Below are 23,111 nucleotides of genomic sequence, written 5' to 3' on the forward strand. Positions count from 1 at the left end.
TGTGCGCCGTGTTCTCAAGACTTTTTCAGATGTGATTGTCAACTGTGCCGCCAACCGGTGATGTGGGTGAACGGTTGGTGTTGAGAGCATTTCATTCGGGTGTACACCAGTGCTGGAATTCACTTCGTCACAACAAGTTTGATAGGTGTGCCGAGCAAGGCGTCGATAGAGTCGTCCCACGTGGAGACATTCGTTGTCACCAAGGACGGATCGAATGCGCCACTGGCGACCAGGCTCAGCACTTGCGGAATGTGCCGGCGCGCGTGAGCTCGGCCGGTGTGGAAAGTGCAGCAGCGTGAATACATCGCCAAGAGCGGGAAGGCCACATCTTCGCGCTGCACGCTCACGCTGGTGCAGACCCCGTCCGGGCTTGTCGCATTGATCGCCGCGCGCAGTGCGCTGGGAATGCCACAGGCTTCCACGGTGATCGGGAACCTTCCAACCCGCGCATCGGCCGCTCCTTCGACCGGCTCGGCACCCAATCTGGCCGCGATGGCCAGCCGCTCGGGGTCGGTATCCAGATAAACGGTGCGGGACGCTCCAAGGGCCACTGCCAGGCCCGCGGCGTACAGGCCGATGGAGGACGCCGCCGGTCCGCCCAGAATGAGTACCTCCGCCCCGGGTGCGGCAGCGAGCTGCGGACCCACCGCACGGAATGCGTCAGGAATGTTGTCGCTGGCGCTGGCTACTGCGACCGGATCGATTTCCGGGGGCAGCGGTACGAGCATCGCGTCGGCGTACGGCACGCGAGCCAGATCGGCCCACAGACCGCCCCATTCCAGGCCGCCCATGGGCCCCAAGCCGTAGCTCGACATCATCGGGTGGTTGGCACAGTTACCGGTGCGGCCCTGCACGCAGGGAACGCAGGTGCCGCAAGAGATCTGAAAAGGCACGACTACGCGGTCGCCGACGGCGACGGTGCGAACCTCCCCGCCAACCGCCACCACCTCGGCGACCCCTTCATGTCCAAAGGGGAACGGTCCGGGCAGGGGGAATGCGCCACGCAGCACTGCCGGATCGAGATCGCAGGTGGCGAGCGCGACCGGCCGGATCAGCGCCTGCCATGGCTGCTCGATGACGGGTTCGGGGCAGTCTTCCCATCGCAGACTTCTGGGTCCGTCCAGCATCAGTCTTCTCACCCGACCAGTCTCGCTAGAACGTTCTTTCTAGTCAAGTATCAAATGCGAGAAGGTGTAAGCCTTACGGTTGTCCCATGGCATCTGATTCGAAGCGGCGAGTCGAGGTGGCGGCCGCTGAGCTATTGGCGCGGCACGGATACCACGGATTCGGATTGAAGGCGCTCAGCGAAGCGGCCGGCCTGCCCTATGGTTCTATCTACCATCACTTTCCGGGGGGTAAGGAAGAAATCGCGGTCGCCGCGATCACGGGAACCGGGAAATTGGTCGGCCGAATGATTCAGCAGGCCTCCGAAGATGTATTTGCGACCTCGACATCGTTGTTCGATTTCATGGCGGCCAAACTGTCCGGCTCTCAGTGGATGAGCGGGTGCCCGGTCGGCACGCCGGCTCTCGATGGTGGCAGCGAGGTCGATACGATCCGGGCCGCATGCGCATCGGCGTTCGATTCCATGGAAAACGGATTCAGCGCGCTCCTGGAGGATCTTGGTCTATCGAAATCAGATGCCCAGGGGATCGCCGTGACGGTGGTCGCCGCATATGAGGGCGCTACCTTGCTCGCCCGTGTACGCCAATCACAGGCCCCGCTCGAGATCGTGTCCACACAGGTCGCCCGATTGATCAGCTTGGCCATGCACGATGCGGCACCTAAGGGATGATCGGCGCCGCACCCACCTCCGCCGGTTGGAGGAGCGTGAGAACCTCAGCGGTGGAGCCTATTTGGCCGATGAGGGGAAAGATCTTGTCGACGGTGTGCCGATGTGCGTCGGGATCCAGGTCCGCCATGGCGTCGGTGACGAGTGTCAGGTGGTAGCTGTGTTCATGGGCAGAACGGGCGGTGGACTCGACGCCGATACTGGTGGCGACTCCGCCAAGAACGATCTGGGTTACACCTCGGCGTCGTAGATGCAGGTCGAGGTCGGTTCCATAGAACGCGCCCCAGTTTCGTTTGGTGATGACGATGTCGTCTGGGTGCTTGGACAGGTCGTCGACGAAGTGATGTCCATCCGAAGGTGTTGCGCTGGTGGGCGGTTGGAGTCGCGGGCGGTCAGTCCGGCCCGGGGGAGCCGAACCATGCTGCGATGCCAGCCCGACGAGCACGACGGGCAGTCCACAGCGCCGGAATGCGGCGGCAAGTTGCGCGGCATGTTTGATGGCGAGCCGCGCGGGAGCGGCCCGCGCGATGGCCTTTTGTAGGTCGATGAGTACCAGGGCGGGATATGAATCCAGTGACAGTGTCATGGGGCAGTGGCCCTCCGGTCGGGGCCGCCGTAGACCCAGGGGCGGCGCTGTCGGTCGAGGCGCCGGAAGTCATCGATCAGGCCGCGATGCGCAAGGGTCTGACCGATTGCGTCCAGACCGCTGATCAGCTGCGCTCGCGTTCTGGCATCGATGGTGAAGCTGTGTCGCGGCCCGTTGGGTACACCGACCAGCTGATCTACGAGATCGATACTGAGCACGGATTGGGTACCTGATCCGAAAGTATCATCGACGAGTTCTCTGTGAACATCTGTCGGGATGGCAAGGGGCAGAATGCCATTGCGTATGCAGTTGGTTTCGAAGATCAGTGCGAAACTGGGGGAGATGACCGCCCGAAAGCCGGCGTCGCGCAGCGCCCATACCGCGGTTTCCCTGGAGCTACCGCAGCCGAAGTTCGGCCCCGCGATCAGGATGGACGCCGCACGGTAGCGATCCTGATTGAGCGCGAAGCCGGAGTTGACGGTTCCATCAGGGTGGTACCGCCAGTCGAGGAACAAGGCCTGCCCAAACCCGTGCTTGGACAATTCGGCAGGTTTGAAATGCGAGGGACAGACGGCATCGGTGTCGACATTGGCACGCAGTAGCGGTGCCGCAATGCCGGTCACGTACGTGAAGGGCTCCATGGGCTCACCCACGCCTAGGATCGCTGATGCATCCGGCGATGGCCGATGCGGCCACCGTCGCGGGACTGGCCAAATGTGTCCGCACACCGGGGCCTTGGCGGTTTTCGAAGTTCCGGTTGGTGGAACTGATAACGCGGGTGCCCGGCTCGAAGCGGTCACCTCCGGCGTAAAAGCACAACCCACAACCGGATTCACGCCATTGAAAGCCCGCGTCGATGAAGATCTTGTCGATGCCTTCGGCTTCGGCCGCTCGGCGCACTGCCGTGGATCCGGGCGTGCACAGAGCCGTGATTCCCGCGGCAACCTTGTGGCCGCGCAGCACATCGGCCGCGACCCGGAGATCGCTTAACCGGGCATTGGTGCAGGACCCGATGAAGACGGCGTCAACGGGTAACCCGGTGAGCGACATGCCCGGCCGCAGCGCCATGTAGTCCAGCGCGCGCTGTGCCGCGACAGGGTCGGAGGTGTCCCCGGGAAGCGGGATCGGCGCATCGATTCGCGATGCGTGTTGCGGACTGGTACCCCAAGTCACCTGAGGCCCTAGTCCTCCAGCATCGAGTCGCACGGTGCGGTCGTAGGCGGCGCCTGGGTCGCTGCGCAAATCCAGCCATGCCTGCGCGGCCACCTCCCATTCGTCGTCCACAGGGCAGAAGGGGCGCCCTTTCAAATACGTCAGTAGGGTTGCGTCGGGCGCGATGAGGCCGGTGCGGGCACCGGCCTCAGTTGCCATGTTGCATAGCGTAAGTCGTGCCTCCACGTCGAGTAGTTCGACAGCCGGGCCACTGAACTCGATCGCATACCCGGTGGCGCCGCCCGCGCCGATAGCCGCGATGAGGGCCAGCACAAGGTCTTTGGCGTAGACATGCTCTCCCGGAGCTCCCGTGAACTCGACTCGCATGGTAGCGGGTCTGCGCATCACCAGTGTCTGAGTGGCGAGGGCGTGTTCGCATTCTGTGACACCGACACCCCATGCGAGCGCACCGACAGCCCCGAGCGTGGGGGTGTGCGAGTCGGCGCAGACCATGGTGGTGCCGGGCAACGCGATGCCCTGTTCGGGGAAGACCACATGGGAGATGCCCTGACGTTCATCACCGATGTCGAACAAGGTGATGTCTTGCAGGCGTGCTTCTGTCCGGAAGGCGTCGATGAACATCGACCCAGCAGGTACGGGAGTTGTCGACCCGCGGCCCGCCCGGGTATCAACAACATGGTCCATGGTTCCGAAGACCAGTTTCTGATCGAACACTTCACGGCCGTCGTCGCGTAACGATCGCAGCGCTATACCGCCGCTACGGTCGTGCAGCAGCACGCGGTCGATGTAGAGCAGGGAGCTGCCATCGGCCAACTCATCGACGGTGTGCTGGTCCCAGATCTTCTCGACGATGGTGCGAGCTCGTGTGATCATGCGAGATACCGTCTTTCGAGGCTCTCGATCTCACGCATACCAATGAGGTCGTGCGCTTCACGGAAAGGCAGAAAAAGGTCATCCAGGTCGGCAGTGCCACCGTCGGCCTGGATACGTTCGAGTGCATTGCGCATCCCGCCCAACGCCGACATCAATAGGGCTCCAGGCAGACTGACCCGGGCCACGCCAAGGTCCTGGAGCTCGCGAAAGGTCAAGTGATGTGGCGACTTCCCGCCTTCGATCACGTTGACCGCTACCGGGCCCTCAATGCCGGCCACCGCCGCGCGGATTTCATCGCGGGAGGTGACACCTTCCACGAAGACCATCGTGGCGCCTGCCGCCAGATACGCGTTGCCGCGCCGGATGACCCCGGGAATACCTTCCACGGCCAGCGCATCCGTTCGTGCGTTGATGACAAAGTCGGGATCGGCGCGGGCTTCGGCGGCCGCCCGGATCTTGATGGCCGCCTCGTCCACGTCCAGGATGTGTTTTCCATCGAGGTGACCGCATCGCTTTGGAGTGACCTGATCCTCCAGATTCACGCCCGCAGCCCCGGCTTCTTCGAAGGCTCGCACCGTGTAGTGAGTGTTCACGGCGTTGCCGAATCCGTTGTCGCCATCGGCCATTACCGGTACGTGCACGCTGCGGACGATACGAGCAGTGCACGCCACCATGTCTTCCATGGAGATCAAGGAATAGTCCGGCCGGCCGAAATGCACTCCTGAGATAGCCGCCCCGCTGCATTGCAGGGCAGAGAAGCCTGCCCGTTCCGCCAACCGGGCGCTAAAGGGGTCGAAAACGCCTGGCATCACGACTATTTCGGGGGACTGGATCAAATTCTTGAGCGTCGCCGCGGCGGTCATCGTGCACTCGCCTCCGCATCGTCACCAGTGGTCGCGATTCGTTCGAGCAAGATCAGCGCGCGGTCGATGATTTCGAGCTCCTCCTTGTCGTAGGCCTCGTCCAACACATCAGCAAGCCATCGATCCCGCAGCTGCCGGCTTCCTTCCAGCTCCTCGATAATGCTGGGGGACAGGACGATCAGCTGGCGGCGTGCGTCGAGCGGATCGGATGCCCGGTGAATCGCTCCGCGCTCTTCAAGGGCGGCGATGATGGTGGCCATCGATTGACGTCGTACGCCTTCGGCGACAGCAAGATCGCTGGTGGATGCGGGCCCGTCGTGCGACAGGCGGCTGATCACCGAAATCTGCGAGGGCGTCATGTCCTGGTTGTCGTATACCCCCTTGAGACGACGACGCAACCGGCTGACCAGCAGCCTGAGGTTGTAGGCGGATCGTGAAGCCCGCTGGGACGGTGCACTCGCATGTCGGGACATATACGCAGGCTAAACTGCGCAGTATTGACTGTCAAATATTGAGGTTGGACTCATCGCGCCCAATGGCACAAGGACGCTCGATGGCCGCCGCGATGTGGTGATCGGTCAGCGCTGCGCCGACCCGGTGGGCCCATGGGCCAACAGCATCGTGATCAGCTGCTCGATCAGCTCGTCCTCGCTGATCGCCACCTCTCGGTGCAGCCACGCGGTGACGGCTTGCCCGACGCCGCCGACGATGAAGTGCGCCAGCACCGGCAGGTTGCCTTGATCGTCGGGGCGGAACCAGTCGTGGAGATGCTGGGCGAACAGCGAAACGAACATTGCCGTCGCCTCGAATCTTCTGTGCACGAGTACCGGGTTCACCTGTGTGCGGCTATAGAGGAGTTGCCCAATCCGCCGGTCGGTGCCGACTGCTCGCACGACGCTGGTAATCCCCGCACGTACCTGCAGGTGCGCGGGCGCCGCGGCGACCTCGGCTTCGATGGTGGACGCGAGTTGTTGGACTGCCCAGTCGAAGATCGCGGCGGCGTACTCGTCCTTGTCGGCGAAGCTTTCATAGAAGTAGCGCTGCGCGAGGCCGGCATGCTGGCAAACGGTGCGCAGGGTGAGATCGCCGGACCCATCCGGGGCGCCGAGAATGTCCAGGCCCACCTCCAGGAGTCGCTGCCTGCGCCGGGCCAGGCGCTCGGCGGCGGCGAGGCCACTGTAGGAGCGGCCGGTTGGAGTGGACACGTGCCCAGTCTTGCAGGAGCTGGTATTGCCTGGGAACGGAACGCACATTAATCTGAATGCGCCTGCATCCAGATTGGTCGCAGTCATCGCTTTGATCGCCGCAGCCTCAACGCAACGGAGTGCATATGGATCTGTCCTTCTCGGCAGTGGAAGAACAATTCCGTGCCGAAGTCCAGGAGTTTCTGGATGAGAACCTCACCGAGGATCTGCGGGCGGCGGGGCGCCTTCAGACCAGCGTGTACAGCGATCACGAGGCGAGCATGCAATGGCAGGCGATCCTGCACGAGAAGGGGTGGGCCGCACCCGCGTGGCCGGTCAAGTATGGCGGCCAACCGTGGAGTGTCGCTCAGCATTACATCTTTTCGGTTGAATCGATGGTTGCCGGTGCACCTGCGCTGTCGCCCATGGGAATTCGGATGGTCGCGCATGCCATCGTCAAATTCGGAACTCCCGAGCAGAAGAAGTTCTTCTTGCCTCGCATCTTGACGGGTGAGGTGTTCTTCTGTCAGGGCTATAGCGAGCCCGAATCGGGATCCGATCTGGCCTCTTTGCAGATGTCGGCGGTCGCCGATGGCGATGACTTCATCCTGAACGGCTCCAAGATCTGGACTACCCATGCGCGCGAGGCGAATTGGATGTTCGCGCTTGTTCGCACCAGTAAGGGCCCGAAGAAGCAACTCGGTATCACCTTCATTCTCATCGACTTCACCTCGCCCGGTATCGACGTGAAACCGTTGGTAATGAGCTCGGGGGAGGAGGTGCAGAATGTCGTGTTCTTCGATAATGTGCGCGTCCCCAAGGCCAACGTCCTTGGCGAGGTCGACGAGGGCTGGACCGTCGCGAAATACCTCCTCGAGTTCGAACGGGGCGGTGGCGCGGTGGCCCCGATGCTTCAGGTGGGTCTCGACCAACTGAGCGCGGATGCGCAGTCGCTACCTGCCGAGCGCGGCGTCCTGGCAGACGATCCGGTGTTTCAGGCCAAGCTGGCCGACCTCGCGATTCGGGTTGACGTGCTGGAGGTTCTCGAACATCGGGTGCTGGCTGTTGTTGCGGCAGGCGGTAATCCGGGCGCGGCTTCCTCCATGCTCAAAATCCTCGGTACCGAGCTATCGCAGGTACTGACCACGCTGGCGCTGGAGGCCGCGGGCCCGCGAGGTCGGGCGTATCAGCCACACGTCACTAAACCGGGCGGTCCGGTGGTCGAGTACACGGCACCGGCCGACGGCTACCACAGCGGTGAGCTGTGGCAGGCGGTGGCGCCATTGCACTATTTCAACGATCGGGCCGGCTCAATCTACGCCGGATCCAACGAGATTCAGCGCAACATCCTTGCCAAGGCCCAGCTGGGCCTCTGACAGACAAGAGCGAAGATCACATGGATTTCAGTCTTACCGACGAACAACAACTCCTCAAGAACTCTGTATCGGACTATCTTTCCAATCGGTACGCGCTGGACACCAGCCGGCGTGCGGCGCGTTCAGACGCCGGATGGCAGCCTCAGGTCTGGAAGTCCTTCGCCGAAGAGCTCGGCATTCTGGCCGCGCCACTGCCGGAGGATCGGGGCGGTCTTGGGGGTGGCGCGGAGGAAGTTCTAGTCATCTCGGAGGTGCTCGGACGGCACCTTGTCGTGGAGCCGTTCATTGGCACGGTGGTGCTCGGCGGTGGTCTGTTGCGCCGTTCGAGCACCGCCGTGGCCAAAGACCTCATCGGTGGAATCGCGGCTGGTGACGTGGTGACCGGATTCGCGGCACTGGAACCCACGTCTGGACAGTCGTTTCATTCGGTGCGCACCACCGCCCGTCGTGACGGGCAGCACTGGCTGCTCGATGGCGAGAAGATCGTAGTGAGCGACGCGCCGATCGCCACTCACCTGATCATCACCGCACGGACATCCGGCGACGCCACCGACACCTCGGGTCTGACCCTGTTCGTGGTGCCGTTCGATCCCACGGGCCCAAATTCGGGCATCGAGGCGCATCACTACCGCACCATTGACGACCACCATGCCAGCGACCTTGTGATATCCGATCTGCGCGTGCCGGATTCGGCACGAATCTCGGAAGTCGATCAAGCGTGGCCACTCGTCGATGTCGCCCTCGACGAAGCCACCGCCGCGACCGTCGCCGAGGCGGTCGGAGTGTTGCGCAAGGTACTCGCCGATACCGTCGAATACACCAAACAGCGTCAGCAGTTCGGCGTCGCGATCTCCAATTTCCAGGCGTTGCAACATCGCATGGTGAACATGCACATCGAGGTAGAGCAGGCCGTCGCGGCTTCCTATCTGGCCTCGCTGAATCTCGATAGCCAACGCCGTGCCCGCGCGGTCTCGGCGGCAAAGGCGACGATCGCGCGGGCGGCGCGTCTGGTGGGGCAAGAAGCTGTTCAGCTACACGGCGGCATGGGGATGACAGAAGAGTTGGCCATCGGCCACTACTTCAAGCGTCTCACCGTCATTGAGTCGGAGTTCGGCAATCGTGACTTCCACACGGCCCGATATCATCGCGCACGCGGTGCGGAGGCTAGCCGACGAGGTTGATCACCAGGTTGATCGTGCAGGCGATGATCACCGTGCCGTAGATGTAGCTGAACAGGCAGTGCTTCAACACCACGTCGCGAATGTGCGATGTGGTGACGGCGGTATCGGATACCTGGTAGGTCATGCCGAGATTGAAAGAGAAGTAGTAGAAATCCACATAGCGGGGCGGCACATCGGTATTGAAATCGATGCCGCCGGGGGCGCCCTGGTAGTAGATGCGTGCGTACCGGGCGGCGTAGATCGTGTGCAGCATTGCCCAGACCGTCAGAATCGCGCCGATGCACAGTCCCGCGTAGGCGCCCTTGTCCTCGTCGTTGGCGGAGATCAGGAGAATCCCGATCGCCGATAGGCTGGCCACCAAGATCAGCAGCATGGCGAGATCGCCCAGCTCGTCGTCCATATCCTCGCTGCTGGCGCGGGCCTGCGTCTGATCGGGATCCATGGGCCATAGCACGGCGAGCGACCACACGACGTTGATGGCAGCGGTCACGATGACCACCGCGAGCAATGCCACCTGCCACCGCTGCAGCAAGGACCCGGTTAATACGCCGACCATGGTTCCGATCGCCAGCGCGACCCAGAACCGCCTGGCGCCAGTCATGGTCTCTGCTTGCTGAACACCATCATCCCGACATCTTGGTCTAATCCGCGACTCGCGTCGTACTAGGGGTGCGGGGTGCTGGTTACCGTCGTGGTGGTGGACGTACGGTTGCTTGGCGCGGGCGCCTCGTCGCGGTCCTGCCACGCGATGAAAAGAGCGGTGAACACCGTCGCCGAGAACACTGTCGCGGCCAGGAACCACAGGATCGGCCGCTGGAACCAGCGCACCGGCTCGTTGTCCCGGTAATCGCCCGGTGCGGGATTGAACGTCACCTCGGGCCGCGCCTCTGTGGTCGGCACCGAGTAGTCCTGGAACTCCTCAAGCTCTGGGGAGGTATCGGATTCGGACCAGGCCAGCCCGGAGTCGACGGTATCGATGGGCACCGATGCCGGGCTCTTGGCCGTTGCCTCACCGGTAGCGACGGGCCGCATCATGGTGGCCTCGGGAGACCGCGTTGTCGTTTCGGCAGGAGGTGTTTCGTCGGTTTCGGTGGCCATGATGGCGGCACCGAACGCCGCGGCCAGCTGGGGTCGCGGGGCGACGATGATTGGGCAGCGCAATCGTTCGGAAAGCTGTTGCGTGACAAGGGGTATGCCGGAGCCGCCGCCTACGGTGAGGACGGCGCTGACATCGGCGGGCGCGATGTTGTTGTATTCCAGGGTTTCTTGGATTGTGCTGATCAGCGCGGAAAGCGGCTGGCGGATGCGCTCTTCGAGCTCGCTGCGGGTGAGTCGGACATCGGAGGTCAGGCCCGGCAGCTCCACCGGGACAACCGTTGCGGTGTCGGTGGATAGATGCTCCTTGGCGGCACGACAGCGATCACGCAAACGTGTCAGTGCGCCCAGGGATGCCGTTCCGTCGGGATCCTGGTTGAGGTCGGCCAGTACCTGGGTCAGGAGTTCCTGGTCGATCCGCTGCCCGGAGAAGTCGCGAAAGCGAACGGTCCGTCCTATTGGCGCACATCGGCTCGCGGCGTCGGCCAGCGTGATGCTGGTGCCGGTGCCGCCGAAATCACAGACCGCGACGACGCCATGGCCGGGTAGACGGTCGCGCATGCTCGCCAATGCGGCGCGGGCGTCCGGCACCAACTTCATCGGCGTGCCCCCCGGGGCCAATGCGGGAATCTTGTCTATGGCGGCGCGCAGGGCAGTGATGGAGTGCGCGTCCCAATGGGCGGGCACGGCGGCGGCGAGTGCCGGTGGGCTGGCGAAGTTCGCGATCACGGCCGCGTCCGCGACCATGATTCTGATGGCTTCGGCCATCACCCAATCGGCGCTGTGCACCGATCCGTCGGCGCCGACGATTCCTACGGGGTCTCCCACCCGATCGACGAATCCGGCCAGTCCCAGGCCCGGCCTCTTGGGGATGCCGACCTCGGAGGGGCGGTCCTCATGCAGGGTGAGTAGCGAACTTCGTACAACAGGAACACCATCCGGGTTGCCATCGGTGGCAACTAGTTGTGTAGCCCCGATCGACATTCCCAGTGAGTTCATTACCTACCTATTCGCCTGTTCCCTGTGATTCTAGGCGGGGGATCGCCGGGGAGAGGCTCAGAGGGCATGCGCGTCGATGATGGCGGCGGCGAATTCCTGGGGCGCCTCCTGGGGGACGTTGTGCCCGATTCCGTCGAGTACTCGGTGGGCGTATTTCCCGGTGAACATCTTCCGGTAGGCAGTCCCGTCCTTGGTCGGCCCATCGAAATCGCTGCCGATGGTGATGGTTGGCACGCCGATGGTGGGTCTGGCCGCCAGCTTGGCTTCGAGGGCGGCATAACGCGGTTCGCCTTTGGCCAACCCGAGCCGCCATCGGTAGTTGTGAATCACGATGTCGACATGGTCAGGGTTGTCGAATGCCGGGGCCGAACGGTTGAAGGTGTCATCGTCGAACTTCCACGCAGGTGAGGCGTTATGCCAGATGAGCTTGTTGAAGTCGCGGGTGTTCTGGCGATAGCCACGCAGGCCACGCTCGGTGGCGAAGTAGTACTGGTACCACCATCCCAGTTCGGCCTGTGGGGAGAGCGGCTGTTGATTGGCGTCGATGTTGACGATGATGTAGCCGCTGACGGGCACAAGCGCTTTGACGCGCTCAGGCCAGATGGCCGCGACGATATCGGCGTTACGGGCGCCCCAGTCGAATCCACCCAAGACGGCCGACGGGATCTGCAGTGCGTCCATGAAGTCGATGACATCGGTGGCCAGCGCGCCCTGTTGGCCGTTATGGAAGGTATCGCCGGACCTGAATCGTGTGCTTCCGTAGCCGCGCAGGTAGGGCACCAACACGCGAAACCCCTTGGCGGTCAAGAGGGGAACCACATCGAGGTAGCTATGAATGTCGTAGGGCCAGCCGTGCAGCAGAATGACCGGTGGTCCGTCGGCAGGCCCCTCGTCAACGTAACCGACGTTGAGGAGGCCGGCATCGATCTGCTTGAGGGACGGAAATTCTGTGCGCGGCCGGGTCGTATCGACGCTGGCACCGCTGGTGCACGCCCCGAGTGCGGTGGTGCCGACCGCGGCGGCCAGCGCAACCTTGGAAAATCCGCGTCTGCTGATCATGTCAGGGGAACCGATTCTGTGAGTGGCCTGTTGGCGTCTTCAATCCGGGCGGTGACGGCGTCGGACTCTACCGTGCAGGATGGCGTGAGCCGTCCTGAACCGCCACTGACCAGCGGCTGTAGATCGGCTATGCGACGATGACCCGATGGACGCAGCCAAGCTGTTAATCGCTGGCGCGATCGTCGCCGGCGCCGCGGTCTCTCTCTCGACGTCCGCTGGGGCCGATCCAGCGGTGCCGGGACCCGCGCCGGGTCCGTCAACTCCAGGTGCCGCGGCGCCCGCCAACGAGCCCCTGGGGCCGCCGCCACCACCGCCAGCACAGCCGGCGGTTCCCGAGATCGCGAACCCGTCCTACGGTTCGGGTTCGGGTGGTCCTTTCGGCACCATTCGTGACCTGTGGCATCAGGCACATGACGGTCCGCTCGATACGCCCGAGGGCGTGGCCGGACGTCCCGCGGGCGCGGGCCCGGCGCCCCAGCTGCCCCCGGGATACATCTCCACGAACGCACCCGAGTCCTCAAATCCCGGCAGGATCCGGGATCCGTACGCCGCCCCCGAGCCCTCCGGGCCGCCGCTGCCGCCCGGGTATCACTCGCTGAACGGACCGCCGCCTCCCGGGTACGAGCCGACAGGTCCCGCGCCGGCCAGCACCACGCCGTGAGCGCCCCGAAGATTGCCGGTGGCGTGGTGCACAAGCTGCCCGCCGACCTGCGCGCGGCACTGGTCGCCAACCCTTCGGCGCTGGCACTGTGGCAGGACATCACGCCGCTGGGGCGCAATGAGTTCATCTGCTGGGTCGAAGACGCCAAACAAGAGGCCACCCGCGAGCGCCGCATTCGACGCACCCAGGAAGAGCTGGAAGAAGGCAAGCGGCGCCCCTGCTGTTGGCCCGGCTGCAAGCACCGCGAACGCACCGGCAAGTAGAGATTTCCGGCAGAGCACCTAGACTCAGCTAACTTCCGTCATCCCTTACGCCTGCGTGCTGCCACGCGATAGGAGTTCGCCCTTGTGAACAGCGCCGCCGAAACGCTCACGCGAGGGCTGTCTACGCGTCACATCCGCTTCATCGCGTTGGGCTCGGCGATCGGTACGGGACTGTTCTACGGATCGGCAGAAGCGATCAGGCAAGCCGGCCCCTCGGTGCTGCTGGCCTACCTGCTGGGTGGGGCCGTCATTTACATCGTGTTGCGATCTCTGGGAGAGATGGCGGTACGTAGCCCGGTCGCGGGATCGTTCGGGGAGTATGCGACGCAATACATGGGCCCGTTGGCCGGTCTGCTCACCGGCTGGACCTACGCCCTCGAGATGGTCGTCGTCTGCCTGGCCGATGTCACCGCATTCGGTGTGTACATGGGTTTCTGGTTCCCGGGCGTGCCGCGCTGGATCTGGGTGCTGTCGATCATCTTCTTCATCGGGGCGATAAATCTCCTGAGCGTCAAGGTTTTCGGAGAGGTCGAGTTCTGGCTCAGTCTGGTGAAGGTGCTGGCCATCGTGGCGATGATCGGCGGTGGTATCGCAATCTTGGTGTGGGGCAACTCTGCTGGGCACGACGAATCGCAGGGCATCGCAAATCTGTGGAACGACGGAGGTTTCTTCCCCCACGGGCTGGCCGGGTTCGTGGGCAGCTTCATGATCGTCATGTTCGCGTTCGGCGGTACCGAGATCATCGGAATCACCGCGGGCGAGGCCAAGGATCCGGCATACACGATTCCCCGCGCCATCAACACAGTTCCGGTGCGCATCATCCTGTTTTATGTCCTGACGCTGGCCGTGATCATGTCGTTGTACCCGTGGCGGTCTATCGACTCCAACAGCAGCCCATTTGTTCAGATCTTCGAGGGGTTGGGGTTCACCTCGGCGGCGACGGTGCTGAACGTTGTCGTGGTGACGGCGGCGTTGTCGGCGATCAACAGCGACATCTTTGCCGCCGGCCGAATGATCTACGGCATGGCTCAGCGCGGCCAAGCTCCGGCGGTCATGCGGCGGGTATCCCGCAATGGGGTGCCGTGGATGACAGTGGTGGTCATGACCGTGGCATTGCTTATCGGTGTGGTGCTGAACTACGCGATAGAGGAACGCGTATTCGTGATCATCGCCTCCGTTGCGACCTTCGCGACGATCTTTGTGTGGCTGATGATCCTTTTGTCCCACTTCAGGTCACGTGCGCAGACAACCATCGGCGCGGCATCTGCGCCGGCTTTCCCGGTGCCGGGGTGGCCTTATCTGCAGGTGTTCGCGACAGTGTTCCTGGTGTTCGTCATGGTTCTGCTCGGTTTCAGCACGGATACCCGGGTGGCTTTGTTCGTCGGGGCGGCCTGGCTGTTGTTGCTCGCCGCCGGCTATCGGATATCGCGCCGGTCCGGGTAGTCCGGTCAGCGCACGTCGGCGAGTGCGTCTCGGATCACCTTGATTGTCGCGGGGTCGTAGCCGATAAGCATGTGCCCACTGCGGACTGATGGATCAAGCTCTTGCAGCACGATATTGGTGGCCTCAGGTATCGCCGAGCTGGCGGCAGGCGCGAATGCGTCTAGGACGCTCGTGACGGTGGTGATGGGGGAGCGTGGATCGCCCGCAGAATTGATCTTGCTCAGGTAGTCGGACCCGGTCACGAGTTCGAGCGCCATCGGGCATATCACCGTAACTGCCTGCCGTATCCCTGGTGCGCTGAAGAGGATGTTCCAGACGCGCCGAAACCCATTGTGCTGACTACTGATGGTGATTGCCGAGAGGACGTTTTCAGGGCTTCTCTGTAGCAGGTCTCGGATGATCACCCCACCGAACGATTGACCTATCAAAACCACCTCGCCCGATCCGGTGGCGCGCTTAACTCTTTCCACAAATGTTTCCAGTGCGGCCACCATCACATCTGGGCCGCGAGTACCCCAGCCTGGCAGATTGCATGCGAAAACGGGATGCCCATCCGAGATCAGCACGGGCGCGATGCGATGCCAATAGAACTGGCCTGGTACGAACGAACCGGGCACCAACACCACGGGAATGCCACTGAGGGACTGTGCACGTCCGTTCCAGTCATTCACGTGATCAGGCCACCGTTTCGCCGCCGATACGGGGTTGATGGCGCGGGCCACACCACGCGTGGCGGCGGCTACCACGTTGAGGCTCCGCTGTATCCGGGTCATCCCGCTTCCCTTTCCCTGAATGGCGTGCTCGATTCGGAGCGGCTGAGGTGTTCGGAGAGAAAGGCGAATCCGGCCTTGGCGAATTGCGGTGCCGCCGTGATGTGTTCACCAAACCGGATGGGATGTTCGCGCACATCTGCGCCAAGATCGCCCCAGCGCCGCAACAACAGCTCCGCTTGTCGATACGGGATCACCTGGTCCTGGCGTCCGATGCCTATCAATGCGGGAGCGGCAGGTGGGAGGTGCCCGAGGCTGTTCTCGCGCAGTTGGATGATCCAATCTGGTGTTGCGAAAGGATCGGCCGAGAGATATCGCTGTCTCTTCTTGGGCAACAACAGTCCTAGCGTGATGGCGGCGAGGATGTGCGTGTGCCTGAGAACCGCGGCCGCGAGCCGGCCGCCCCGGTTCAGGTAGTCCTGAAATCTCAGCTCTGGGTAAGCGCTGTTCAAGCCAAGCCCTGCGTAGAGCAGAAGAAATGAGAACAGCCCACCATCCAGGTCGGCTATCAGTTCCGGGAAGTCCACCGGCGCCGCGCCCACCGCCACCGCCTTCAGTCGTACCTCTGTGGCATAGCCTGGCTGCAGTTGAGCGGCCCATGCTGCCGAGTTCCCGCCCTCGGAGTATCCGTAAATGGCCGCGGGGCCTTCCGGATCCAGTTCGGCCTCGGGTAAATGCCTTGCCGCACGCATGATGTCGAGAAGTGCGCGGCCGTTGGCCTTGCCGACCACGTAAGGATGCACGCCGGGAGTTCCTAGGCCCGGATAGTCGGTGACGGCGACCACCCAGCCACGGCGTACCGCCGCCGACAGAAACCCTGCCTCATACTCCAGGCCGAGTTCCAGTAGCCGGGAGACGGTGGCGGATCGCGCTAATCCTTGTGTGCCGGGAGCGAATCCGAGCAGTGACCTCGTCGTCGGGGGGTTTGGGGTGTTGGGGACGAGCACGACCCCGGATACCGCGGTGGGTTCGCCGGTGGCGGTCGTCGATCGATACAGTACGCGCCACGCCCGCGCGGGCAGTGCCACGCCAGGAAGCACTCTGGCAGTCATGGGCGCGGCGCGCAGTAGGTCACCGGGGCAGCCCGTCTCGTCGAGATACGGTGGCCGGTAGAACCAATCACGGTCGCGGCGGGTGCGCACCGGGGTGTAAGACATCGTTGTCCTCGGGTGTAGGTGACGCTTACCGGGCGCCAGGTGAATTCAGTTTTCCGCGGAGCACTTTTCCGCTCGCGTTGCGGGGTATCTCGTCAAGCACGGTGAATCGTTTGGGTACCTTGTACCGTTCCAGGCCCGCTCGGACGTGGGCCTTCAGCATGTCCTCGGAAGGAGCTGGCGCGCCGGCGGCGGCGACGACGAACGCATGCATGACCTGGCCGAATTCGGTGTCGGGCACACCGATAACGACGGCATCACCGATCGCCGGATGCATCGTGAGGCGGTCTTCCACTTCGCCGGGAAAGACGTTCTCGCCCCCGGAGACAATCATGTCGTCGGAGCGGCCGTCTATGTACAGGCGACCATGGATATCGAAATGTCCCATATCGCCGGTGTTTACGTGACCGTCGACTATCTCCTTTGCGGTGGGAAGCGCTACTTTGTCGGGGGTGTAGCCCTCGTACGCGAGCCCGCCGCGCACGAAGATCATCCCGGTTTCCCCGGCAGGCACCTCCGCGCGATCCTCCCGAAGGATGCGCACCGAGACTCCAAGAGCCGTCCGGCCGATGGTGTTCGGCGCGGCGACAAGGTCTTCCGGTGAGGCGATGGTGACCACCCCAGCTTCGGTGGAGCCGTAGCCATTCACGAGAATCGGCCCGAAGGTGTCCAGCACTCCTGTCACGGTTGACGATGAGATGGGTGCTGCGCCGGTGACGATTATCCGCAGTGGCAGTTCCCTGACTATCCGCCGATCTACGCCGGGCAGCGCCAGTATCCGTTGCAACATGACCGGCACGGCCATCAATACGGTGACACGCTGATCCGCGATGTCTTGCATGGCCTGCTCGGCATCGAATCGCCGTCGGCATACCGCGGTGCCGCCGAGTGCCAGTGGGCCAAGCAGCGCCGCGAGGCCGAAGCCGTGGAAGAACGGCGGCGCCACGAACACCCGGTCGTTGGAGCGAAGCCGCACGGTCGCCATCGCGGTTATACACATGAGAAGCAGTTGACGCGGATTGATGGCGCGCGGGACTCCCTTGGCCAGTCCGGTCGTGCCGGAGGTGAGCAAGGTGAGCTTGACGGGACGGCGCACCGGGGGTGGCTTCGGATACTGTTGAGCGGCAAGGAAATCCAGCGTCAAATGATCCTCTTCTGGGGATTCGTGCCAGGCCAAGACGCGAAGTCCGCGGTATTGCGCATCCGCGATGGCCTGTGTGTACTCTTCGTCGAAGACCAGGACGTCGGGTTCATGACGCTGCAGGATCGCGCGCAGTTGTTGAGGTGTTAGTTCGGTATTGATGAATACCAGTTCTGCACCGAGCTGCGCGCCGGCGAGCATGGCCTCGGCGAAACCGCGGTGGTTGCGACAGACGATCCCCACCGACCCGGGAGCCGAAGTCGCGAGCGCGTACACGGCAGCGGCGATCGCTTGGGCGCGCTCGTGGAGTTGGCGATAGGTGAGTTGCCCAGCATCATCGACCAGGGCCGCTCGCTCAGGAAAACGAATCGCACTGGCGGCCAACAGCAACGCCGGGGTGGGCCCGAACTGCCACAGGCTGCGGGCGAGCGCGGCCATCGCGCGCGGCCCGACCGGAGCCAGCGCGCCGGAGGCGATCACCGCGGGGACTGCGGACCCCCATCGGCGCAGGCTTTGGGTGACGTCACTCGGCATGGGAACCCACCGTTTCCGCGAGCTGGATGCGGGTGGCCCCTGGCCGTATCGCCTCCGCCCGAGCCAGTGACGCCTCGGTGTCACCCAATCGGCGATAGACAAAACCCAGGATCGGTTCCATCGGAAAGCGCAGTATTGGAGCGAGTATCGCGAACGGGTGCCCGTAAATCGGAGTCAGCGTTCTCGGCTTCTCCACGACCGCGCGGGCCAGTACTCGGGCCGCGTCCTGCGGTGTCTGACCGGGGAGCCGCCGCATCCAGCGGCTCGGGGCGCTCATCCGGGTATGCATGAGGCCCGCATAGAACGTCGTCAGCGTGACGCCGTCGCCGCGGGCTTCCATCCCCACCGCGCGCATCCAGATATCGAACGCCGCCTTTGACGACAGATAAAAGCCCCACTTGGGCACCACGCCGAACATGACACCGACCGTCGACACATTCACGATGTGCCCGTTTCCGCGAGCGCGCATGCTGGGAAGCAATGCCAGCGTGAGCCGCATGGGGCCCACGTAGTTTGCGCCGGACGTCGCGTTGACGTCCTTCGGCCTGTCATAGGACAGATGTATCGAGCGGCGTAGGGACTTGCCGGCATTGTGGACGAGATAGTCGACCCCGCCGAAATCGTGCAGAAGCGCGTCCGCGAACTCTGTCACCGATTCTTCCGAGGTCAAGTCGAGTTGATAAACCGCTGCGTCACCGCCTTTTTCGGCGATTCCCGCTGCGACCTGCCGCAGCTGCTCGACAGATCGTGCTGCCAGCACCACCTGCGCGCCGGCCCGCGCGAATAGTTCGGCGGTGGCGGCGCCCAGCCCATAGGAGGCGCCGGTGACGACGACGACCTTGCCCGCCACTTCGTTGCGCAACCGGTCCATGTTCCGCAGGCCGCGCGGCCCGATGAGGTGGGCGGCCGCGCGGGCGATCGGGTGATGCACGACAGGGGAGGGCCCAGAGGGTAAAGACGTTGACATCTTGTGCTTTCGGCTATTCGGTGTGGTGTGTTGAGAGGGATGTCGAAGCGAGATCGGTGAATTCCGACAGCAGTTGGGTGTCCGGCAGCACCGCCTCGGCCACGCGTTGGCTCAGCTCGATTTTCGGATCCGATCGCACCGCGCCGAGGACCGTGCCGATGAAGTTGGCGGTGATCAGGTCGCGTATGGCGTCGCGGGAGACCTCGCCGGAATGCATCCAGTGCAGCACGATGCCCTCCATGAACGAGAGGCATCCACTGATCGCGGCGCGCAGCACCGGCGTCGATTCGGTGCCGGTGATCTCGATGGCCAGCGCGCGGGCGAGACGCTGTCGATGCTGTTCGCGAATGCGCCGGACCTCGGCATCGGCCACATCGGCCAGTAGCGCCTCGAAGGCACGTGGCTGCCGTTGCGCGCGATCCAGGAACTTGCCGATACCGTCGGACAGCCGGTCCAGTGCCGGGCCGCGCATCTGGATGAGATCACCCCAGAACTCGTCTGCCGCCTGCTCAATGACTGCCAGGTAGAAGGCCCGCTTTCCGCCGAAGTGATAGCTGATCGATCCCGCTGCCACGCCAAGAGAGCGGGCCACGTCCACGATCGACACTTCGTCGTACCGCTGTGCGCTGAAGGCGGTGCGCCCCGCTTCGAGCAGCGCAGCACGTGATGCCACGCCTCTGCGGTTGCCGACCATCCTCACCTCCATTATTTGAATCTGATTCAGAAACTAACCGCGCCGACAGGCCGGCGTCAAGAATTTTCTGAATTGGATTCAAATAATCGGGCGGACCTACAGTTGGGTGAGGACAGTCGTGATGCCCCGCGGAAGGAACCCCGGCGTGACCGATATTGCTACGTTTTCCGAGTTGGCTGCCCGCGACCACGGGCTGTGCGTGTTGAGTACCGTGCGCAGGGACGGCAGCGTCCAGTCGTCGGTGATCAATGCCGGCGTCATGCCACATCCGCGAACCGGGGAATCGGTGGTCGCTCTGGTAGCGGCCGGCGGTACCCGGAAATTGGACCACCTGCGTGCCAACCCACGTACCACCATCGTCGCTCGTGCGGGGTGGCAGTGGGCGACGGTCGAAGGAACCGCTGAGATCATCGGCCCCGACGACCCCGCGACGGGAGTCGATAGCGAATCGTTGAGGCTGCTACTGCGCGGTATTTTTCAAGCGGCGGGTGGTACCCATGATGATTGGGATACCTATGACCGTGTGATGGCAGCGGAGCGACGTGCCGCGGTATTCATTAGCCCGGTCCGTGTCTATTCGAATCCGAGCGCAGGATAACGCTTTTCGCTGCTTCACGAGCTTGCCGGTTTGTTTTCTTCTCGACCATCTACGGGCAACAGAATTTCGGCCGTGGCGCGCAGATGGGCACGTGCCTCTGCTGTGGTGAGTTCACGAGAGAGCCAGCGCGACGCTAGGCCCTCGGTGAGTGCGTTGAGGGCTATGGCGATGCTATCGGCATCAACGTTTTTGGGCACTTCGCCGGCCTCCTGGGCGGCCCGGATGGCGCCGGCGGTTTCCCGCGTCCATTCCGCGGAGGTTCGCGCCAGCGGTTGGCGTATCGGCTCTTCATAGACGGCTGAGGCGCGTAGTTCGTTCCACACCAACGAACTCTCCATCACCGCGGCGGACTCTTGGATTTCCCCCAGGATGTGTTCGATGAGCTGTGCCCGCGATATCCCGGAACCGCTTGCGGCCTGCCGGTAGACCCGCGACTGGTCATTGATATAGGTGAGTGCTGCCGCGAGTAGACCGTCACGGTCCTTGAAGTGGTAGTAGAGCAGGCCTGACGAGACCCCAGCCACCCGTGCTATGTCGCTGACGCGCAGACCCCGGACGCCGTTCTGAGCGATGGCGGCCGCACTGGCCTGCAGGATCGCTTCCTGTCGACTCACCCCCGACACCTCCTTTCGATCCGGTCGGCTCGCTACATGCTAGGGAAGTCCACTGTGCCGAGCTACGCCCCGCACCCAACTCGTTACTCCGGTAGGGCCGGCTGTTGCTGGGTGATGCAGTGGATCCCGCCGCCGCGTGCGAAGATCTCCTGCGCGTCTACGGTCACGACGTTCCGGCCCGGATACTCCTGGGCAAGAATCGCTTTCGCGGTGTCGTCGGCACGATCGCCAAAGCGGCAGGCGATGACACCGTCGTTGACCACCAGGTGATTGATATAGCTGTAATCAACCCATCCCTCGGTGTCACGCAACAGTTCCGGTGCCGGTATTTGCGTTATTTCCCAGGGCTTTCCCTGCGCATCCTGACTCTGTGCCAGCACATCGATGATCTGCTGAGTGATCTCGTGGTCGGGGTGCGCGGCGTTGTTCTGTGTGTGGACCAGCAGCCGCCCCGGAGAGGGGATTGCCACGACCATATCGACGTGACCGTTTGTGCCGAACCGTTCCGCGTCGCGGGTCAGCCCACGCGGCAGCCAAATGACATGTCGTGCACCGATCGTGCGCGCCAGCTCAGCCTCCACTGCGGCCTTGTCCAGCCCCGGATTGCGGGCCGGGTCCAACTGTACGGTCTCTGTCACCAGCACCGTCCCCTGACCGTCAACCTGAATGCCGCCGCCTTCGTTGATCAAAGGTGAGGGCACGACCTGCGCTCCGGCGAGCCGGCCGACGATCTCGCCGACGCGCGCGTCGTTGTCCCAACGGGCCCAGTCACGGGCACCCCATCCGTTGAATACCCAGTTGACCGCACCCAGCTCGCCATCTGCGGACCGAACAAAGGTAGGGCCGATATCGCGCATCCAGGCATCGTCGAGTGGCGATTCGTGGACCTCGATTTCTCGCGACAGGTACCCGCGCGCCGCATCGTGATCGGCGGGATCAACGATCATCGAGACGGGTTCGAAGTCGAGGATCGCGTGCGCCACGGCCGCCCACGCGCGGCGCGCGTCGTGAACAGATGCCGCGTTCTCGAAGACGGTGGCGCCCAGAGATGGGAAGGCCATCCAGATACGTTCTTGCCGAGCGGTTTCTGGCGGCATGAGCCAATTCATCTACGCGTCCGTCCCATATGGATTGGCGGGATCGACGGGCGCCACGAGGCGGGCATAGGTATCGGGGCGGCGAGTTGTGTTGAAGGGGAACAGGTCTAGCCAATCTCGGCGCTGTTCAAGGTCGAGATCTGCCACTAACACCGCCGCGGCGTCACGGGGTGCCTGCGCGATGATCCGGCCATAGGGGTCGGAGATGAACGAGGAACCATAAAAATTCACACTTCCCTCATCCCCGAACCGATTGGGCACGATCATGAATGTCCCTGCGGTGATTCCGTTTCCGACGATCACGTGCTGCCACAGCGGCTGGGTGTCAAATTCGGGAAAAGCAGGTTCCGAGCCGATCGCCGTGGGATAGACCAGGATCTCCGCGCCGGCCAGCGAGTACATCCGCGAGACCTCGGGAAACCATTCGTCCCAACAGGTCGGCATGCCGACTGCGGCACCATCGAGCTCATCCACGTGGTAAAGCGGGTACGCGTTCTCCGCGGGGCCTGGCCGAAAATACGTGTCTTCGTAGTAGCCCGCGGTGACGGGTATGTGCAGTTTCCGGGTGCGTCCGACAAGCTCCCCGCCGGGAGACACCAAGATGGCGGTGTTGTAGCCGAGTCCGTCGCCGGCATCGGCGTGCTCGTACAGCGATGCGTGTACCAGCACGTCGTGTTCCTGCGCGGCCTGGGCGGCGAGAGCGAAGGTGGGGCCCGTCAGCAGGTCCTCGGCGGCCGCGCCCGGATTCGCGCCCGCACGTACATCCGCGGGGTAACGCGACAGTGTCAGCTCCGGCAGGAACACGGCCCGTGCGCCCTGCCCGGCGGCCAGCCGGATGCCCTCGCGGAGTTGGTCACGCAGGTCTTGTGGATCGGCGAGCCAGCGGTGCTGCACGAGGGCCACCCGCAGTGGTGCGCGCCGCGTGGCCCGCACACGGGCCGGTGAGTTCGGCGGGGTGAACGCGGTTTCAACGATAAATCCCGATGGCATCTCT

25 protein-coding genes are annotated in these 23,111 nt (G+C 63.5%); 7 read left to right on the forward strand and 18 right to left on the reverse strand.

Annotated elements, in window-relative coordinates:
• Positions 1–119 precede the first annotated feature (119 nt).
• A complete protein-coding gene (locus ABG82_RS13305) occupies positions 120–1,139 on the reverse strand; it encodes a zinc-dependent alcohol dehydrogenase (RefSeq protein WP_043080006.1) in 1,020 nt (339 codons plus the stop codon).
• Between the two features lie 74 nt (positions 1,140–1,213).
• Between ABG82_RS13305 and ABG82_RS13310 the strand changes: the two genes are divergently transcribed.
• Entirely contained in the window at positions 1,214–1,795 is a 582-nt protein-coding gene (locus tag ABG82_RS13310) for a TetR/AcrR family transcriptional regulator (protein WP_043080005.1), read from the forward strand.
• Here ABG82_RS13310 and ABG82_RS13315 read toward each other — a convergent pair.
• The 6 genes from ABG82_RS13315 to ABG82_RS13340 all read right to left on the reverse strand — a co-directional run bounded on the left by ABG82_RS13315 (position 1,785) and on the right by ABG82_RS13340 (position 6,492).
• A complete protein-coding gene (locus ABG82_RS13315) occupies positions 1,785–2,378 on the reverse strand; it encodes an isochorismatase family protein (protein ID WP_043080004.1) in 594 nt (197 codons plus the stop codon). The two genes, ABG82_RS13310 and ABG82_RS13315, sit on opposite strands and share 11 nt — an antisense overlap.
• Positions 2,375–3,019, reverse strand: a complete 645-nt coding sequence (leuD, locus tag ABG82_RS13320) for a 3-isopropylmalate dehydratase small subunit (protein ID WP_043080034.1) — start codon at positions 3,017–3,019, stop codon at positions 2,375–2,377. Before leuD ends, ABG82_RS13315 begins: the two co-directional genes overlap by 4 nt.
• 4 nt (positions 3,020–3,023) lie before the next feature.
• A complete protein-coding gene (locus ABG82_RS13325) occupies positions 3,024–4,424 on the reverse strand; it encodes a 3-isopropylmalate dehydratase large subunit (protein WP_043080003.1) in 1,401 nt (466 codons plus the stop codon).
• Positions 4,421–5,287, reverse strand: a complete 867-nt coding sequence (locus ABG82_RS13330; RefSeq protein WP_043080002.1) for an isocitrate lyase/PEP mutase family protein — start codon at positions 5,285–5,287, stop codon at positions 4,421–4,423. Before ABG82_RS13330 ends, ABG82_RS13325 begins: the two co-directional genes overlap by 4 nt.
• Positions 5,284–5,760 carry a MarR family winged helix-turn-helix transcriptional regulator gene (locus ABG82_RS13335; protein ID WP_043080001.1) on the reverse strand — a complete coding sequence of 159 codons (477 nt, stop codon included), beginning with the start codon at positions 5,758–5,760 and terminating at the stop codon, positions 5,284–5,286. Before ABG82_RS13335 ends, ABG82_RS13330 begins: the two co-directional genes overlap by 4 nt.
• Positions 5,761–5,865: 105 nt before the next feature.
• Positions 5,866–6,492 (reverse strand): TetR/AcrR family transcriptional regulator, encoded by a 627-nt coding sequence (locus tag ABG82_RS13340; RefSeq protein ID WP_078343856.1) that lies wholly within the window; start codon positions 6,490–6,492, stop codon positions 5,866–5,868.
• Between the two features lie 125 nt (positions 6,493–6,617).
• On the opposite strand from ABG82_RS13340, the gene ABG82_RS13345 reads away from it, so the two are divergent.
• Entirely contained in the window at positions 6,618–7,847 is a 1,230-nt protein-coding gene (locus tag ABG82_RS13345) for an acyl-CoA dehydrogenase family protein (RefSeq protein ID WP_043080000.1), read from the forward strand.
• Positions 7,848–7,867: 20 nt separating this feature from the next.
• Entirely contained in the window at positions 7,868–9,028 is a 1,161-nt protein-coding gene (locus ABG82_RS13350) for an acyl-CoA dehydrogenase family protein (RefSeq protein ID WP_043079999.1), read from the forward strand.
• Here the strand turns inward: ABG82_RS13350 and ABG82_RS13355 are convergent.
• The 3 genes from ABG82_RS13355 to ABG82_RS13365 all read right to left on the reverse strand — a co-directional run bounded on the left by ABG82_RS13355 (position 9,012) and on the right by ABG82_RS13365 (position 12,181).
• Entirely contained in the window at positions 9,012–9,629 is a 618-nt protein-coding gene (locus tag ABG82_RS13355) for a DUF1345 domain-containing protein (protein WP_043079998.1), read from the reverse strand. The two genes, ABG82_RS13350 and ABG82_RS13355, sit on opposite strands and share 17 nt — an antisense overlap.
• A 62-nt stretch (positions 9,630–9,691) precedes the next feature.
• Positions 9,692–11,122 carry an Hsp70 family protein gene (locus ABG82_RS13360; protein WP_043079997.1) on the reverse strand — a complete coding sequence of 477 codons (1,431 nt, stop codon included), beginning with the start codon at positions 11,120–11,122 and terminating at the stop codon, positions 9,692–9,694.
• 57 nt (positions 11,123–11,179) lie between these two features.
• Positions 11,180–12,181 (reverse strand): alpha/beta fold hydrolase, encoded by a 1,002-nt coding sequence (locus ABG82_RS13365; RefSeq protein WP_043079996.1) that lies wholly within the window; start codon positions 12,179–12,181, stop codon positions 11,180–11,182.
• Positions 12,182–12,326: 145 nt separating this feature from the next.
• Here ABG82_RS13365 and ABG82_RS13370 point away from each other — a divergent pair, with 145 nt between their 5' ends.
• The 3 genes from ABG82_RS13370 (at position 12,327) to ABG82_RS13380 (ending at position 14,548) form a co-directional block, all read left to right on the forward strand.
• Entirely contained in the window at positions 12,327–12,842 is a 516-nt protein-coding gene (locus ABG82_RS13370; RefSeq protein WP_043079995.1) for a hypothetical protein, read from the forward strand.
• On the forward strand, positions 12,839–13,105 hold the full coding sequence (locus tag ABG82_RS13375; RefSeq protein ID WP_043079994.1) for a YdeI/OmpD-associated family protein: 267 nt from the start codon (positions 12,839–12,841) through the stop codon (positions 13,103–13,105). Before ABG82_RS13370 ends, ABG82_RS13375 begins: the two co-directional genes overlap by 4 nt.
• An 84-nt stretch (positions 13,106–13,189) precedes the next feature.
• Positions 13,190–14,548, forward strand: a complete 1,359-nt coding sequence (locus tag ABG82_RS13380; protein WP_043079993.1) for an amino acid permease — start codon at positions 13,190–13,192, stop codon at positions 14,546–14,548.
• A gap of 5 nt (positions 14,549–14,553) precedes the next feature.
• On the opposite strand, the gene ABG82_RS13385 is transcribed toward ABG82_RS13380, so the two are convergent.
• From ABG82_RS13385 to ABG82_RS13405, 5 genes are read right to left on the reverse strand one after another with little or no spacing between them, the layout of a single operon-like run.
• The gene (locus ABG82_RS13385; protein WP_043079992.1) at positions 14,554–15,321 is read right to left on the reverse strand and encodes an alpha/beta fold hydrolase; all 768 of its coding nucleotides are present in this window, start codon (positions 15,319–15,321) and stop codon (positions 14,554–14,556) included.
• Positions 15,318–16,475 carry a lipase family protein gene (locus ABG82_RS13390; protein WP_043079991.1) on the reverse strand — a complete coding sequence of 386 codons (1,158 nt, stop codon included), beginning with the start codon at positions 16,473–16,475 and terminating at the stop codon, positions 15,318–15,320. Before ABG82_RS13390 ends, ABG82_RS13385 begins: the two co-directional genes overlap by 4 nt.
• A 25-nt stretch (positions 16,476–16,500) precedes the next feature.
• Positions 16,501–18,147 carry an AMP-binding protein gene (locus ABG82_RS13395; RefSeq protein WP_043079990.1) on the reverse strand — a complete coding sequence of 549 codons (1,647 nt, stop codon included), beginning with the start codon at positions 18,145–18,147 and terminating at the stop codon, positions 16,501–16,503.
• Positions 18,137–19,114: an SDR family NAD(P)-dependent oxidoreductase gene (locus ABG82_RS13400; protein WP_043079989.1), complete on the reverse strand. Its 978-nt coding sequence runs from the start codon at positions 19,112–19,114 to the stop codon at positions 18,137–18,139. Before ABG82_RS13400 ends, ABG82_RS13395 begins: the two co-directional genes overlap by 11 nt.
• A gap of 13 nt (positions 19,115–19,127) precedes the next feature.
• Positions 19,128–19,808, reverse strand: coding sequence for a TetR/AcrR family transcriptional regulator (locus ABG82_RS13405; protein ID WP_043080032.1), 681 nt, complete (start codon positions 19,806–19,808; stop codon positions 19,128–19,130).
• Between the two features lie 145 nt (positions 19,809–19,953).
• Here ABG82_RS13405 and ABG82_RS13410 point away from each other — a divergent pair, with 145 nt between their 5' ends.
• Positions 19,954–20,406 carry a TIGR03618 family F420-dependent PPOX class oxidoreductase gene (locus ABG82_RS13410; protein WP_043080031.1) on the forward strand — a complete coding sequence of 151 codons (453 nt, stop codon included), beginning with the start codon at positions 19,954–19,956 and terminating at the stop codon, positions 20,404–20,406.
• Between the two features lie 14 nt (positions 20,407–20,420).
• Here the strand turns inward: ABG82_RS13410 and ABG82_RS13415 are convergent, their stop codons facing one another.
• The 3 genes from ABG82_RS13415 to ABG82_RS13425 all read right to left on the reverse strand — a co-directional run bounded on the left by ABG82_RS13415 (position 20,421) and on the right by ABG82_RS13425 (position 23,107).
• Positions 20,421–21,029, reverse strand: a complete 609-nt coding sequence (locus tag ABG82_RS13415; protein WP_043079988.1) for a TetR/AcrR family transcriptional regulator — start codon at positions 21,027–21,029, stop codon at positions 20,421–20,423.
• A 74-nt stretch (positions 21,030–21,103) separates the two neighbouring features.
• Entirely contained in the window at positions 21,104–22,129 is a 1,026-nt protein-coding gene (locus ABG82_RS13420; protein ID WP_043079987.1) for an agmatine deiminase family protein, read from the reverse strand.
• The gene (locus ABG82_RS13425; protein WP_043079986.1) at positions 22,130–23,107 is read right to left on the reverse strand and encodes a nitrilase-related carbon-nitrogen hydrolase; all 978 of its coding nucleotides are present in this window, start codon (positions 23,105–23,107) and stop codon (positions 22,130–22,132) included.
• Between the last annotated feature and the right edge of the window lie 4 nt (positions 23,108–23,111).

Source organism: Mycobacteroides immunogenum (assembly GCF_001605725.1).
Classification (GTDB): Bacteria; Actinomycetota; Actinomycetes; order Mycobacteriales; family Mycobacteriaceae; genus Mycobacterium; species Mycobacterium immunogenum.

What these genes read in the sequence shown, in the direction of transcription:
- leuD (WP_043080034.1), bottom strand. Translation starts at nt 3,019, where the DNA reads ATGGAGCCCTTCACGTACGTGACCGGCATTGCGGCACCGCTACTGCGT.
- ABG82_RS13425 (WP_043079986.1), bottom strand. Translation starts at nt 23,107, where the DNA reads ATGCCATCGGGATTTATCGTTGAAACCGCGTTCACCCCGCCGAACTCA.
- ABG82_RS13350 (WP_043079999.1), top strand. Translation starts at nt 7,868, where the DNA reads ATGGATTTCAGTCTTACCGACGAACAACAACTCCTCAAGAACTCTGTA.
- ABG82_RS13420 (WP_043079987.1), bottom strand. Translation starts at nt 22,129, where the DNA reads ATGAATTGGCTCATGCCGCCAGAAACCGCTCGGCAAGAACGTATCTGG.
- ABG82_RS13360 (WP_043079997.1), bottom strand. Translation starts at nt 11,122, where the DNA reads ATGAACTCACTGGGAATGTCGATCGGGGCTACACAACTAGTTGCCACC.
- ABG82_RS13310 (WP_043080005.1), top strand. Translation starts at nt 1,214, where the DNA reads ATGGCATCTGATTCGAAGCGGCGAGTCGAGGTGGCGGCCGCTGAGCTA.
- ABG82_RS13385 (WP_043079992.1), bottom strand. Translation starts at nt 15,321, where the DNA reads ATGACCCGGATACAGCGGAGCCTCAACGTGGTAGCCGCCGCCACGCGT.
- ABG82_RS13325 (WP_043080003.1), bottom strand. Translation starts at nt 4,424, where the DNA reads ATGATCACACGAGCTCGCACCATCGTCGAGAAGATCTGGGACCAGCAC.
- ABG82_RS13400 (WP_043079989.1), bottom strand. Translation starts at nt 19,114, where the DNA reads ATGTCAACGTCTTTACCCTCTGGGCCCTCCCCTGTCGTGCATCACCCG.
- ABG82_RS13395 (WP_043079990.1), bottom strand. Translation starts at nt 18,147, where the DNA reads ATGCCGAGTGACGTCACCCAAAGCCTGCGCCGATGGGGGTCCGCAGTC.
- ABG82_RS13335 (WP_043080001.1), bottom strand. Translation starts at nt 5,760, where the DNA reads ATGTCCCGACATGCGAGTGCACCGTCCCAGCGGGCTTCACGATCCGCC.
- ABG82_RS13345 (WP_043080000.1), top strand. Translation starts at nt 6,618, where the DNA reads ATGGATCTGTCCTTCTCGGCAGTGGAAGAACAATTCCGTGCCGAAGTC.
- ABG82_RS13315 (WP_043080004.1), bottom strand. Translation starts at nt 2,378, where the DNA reads ATGACACTGTCACTGGATTCATATCCCGCCCTGGTACTCATCGACCTA.
- ABG82_RS13330 (WP_043080002.1), bottom strand. Translation starts at nt 5,287, where the DNA reads ATGACCGCCGCGGCGACGCTCAAGAATTTGATCCAGTCCCCCGAAATA.
- ABG82_RS13370 (WP_043079995.1), top strand. Translation starts at nt 12,327, where the DNA reads ATGGACGCAGCCAAGCTGTTAATCGCTGGCGCGATCGTCGCCGGCGCC.
- ABG82_RS13390 (WP_043079991.1), bottom strand. Translation starts at nt 16,475, where the DNA reads ATGTCTTACACCCCGGTGCGCACCCGCCGCGACCGTGATTGGTTCTAC.
- ABG82_RS13355 (WP_043079998.1), bottom strand. Translation starts at nt 9,629, where the DNA reads ATGACTGGCGCCAGGCGGTTCTGGGTCGCGCTGGCGATCGGAACCATG.
- ABG82_RS13365 (WP_043079996.1), bottom strand. Translation starts at nt 12,181, where the DNA reads ATGATCAGCAGACGCGGATTTTCCAAGGTTGCGCTGGCCGCCGCGGTC.
- ABG82_RS13405 (WP_043080032.1), bottom strand. Translation starts at nt 19,808, where the DNA reads ATGGTCGGCAACCGCAGAGGCGTGGCATCACGTGCTGCGCTGCTCGAA.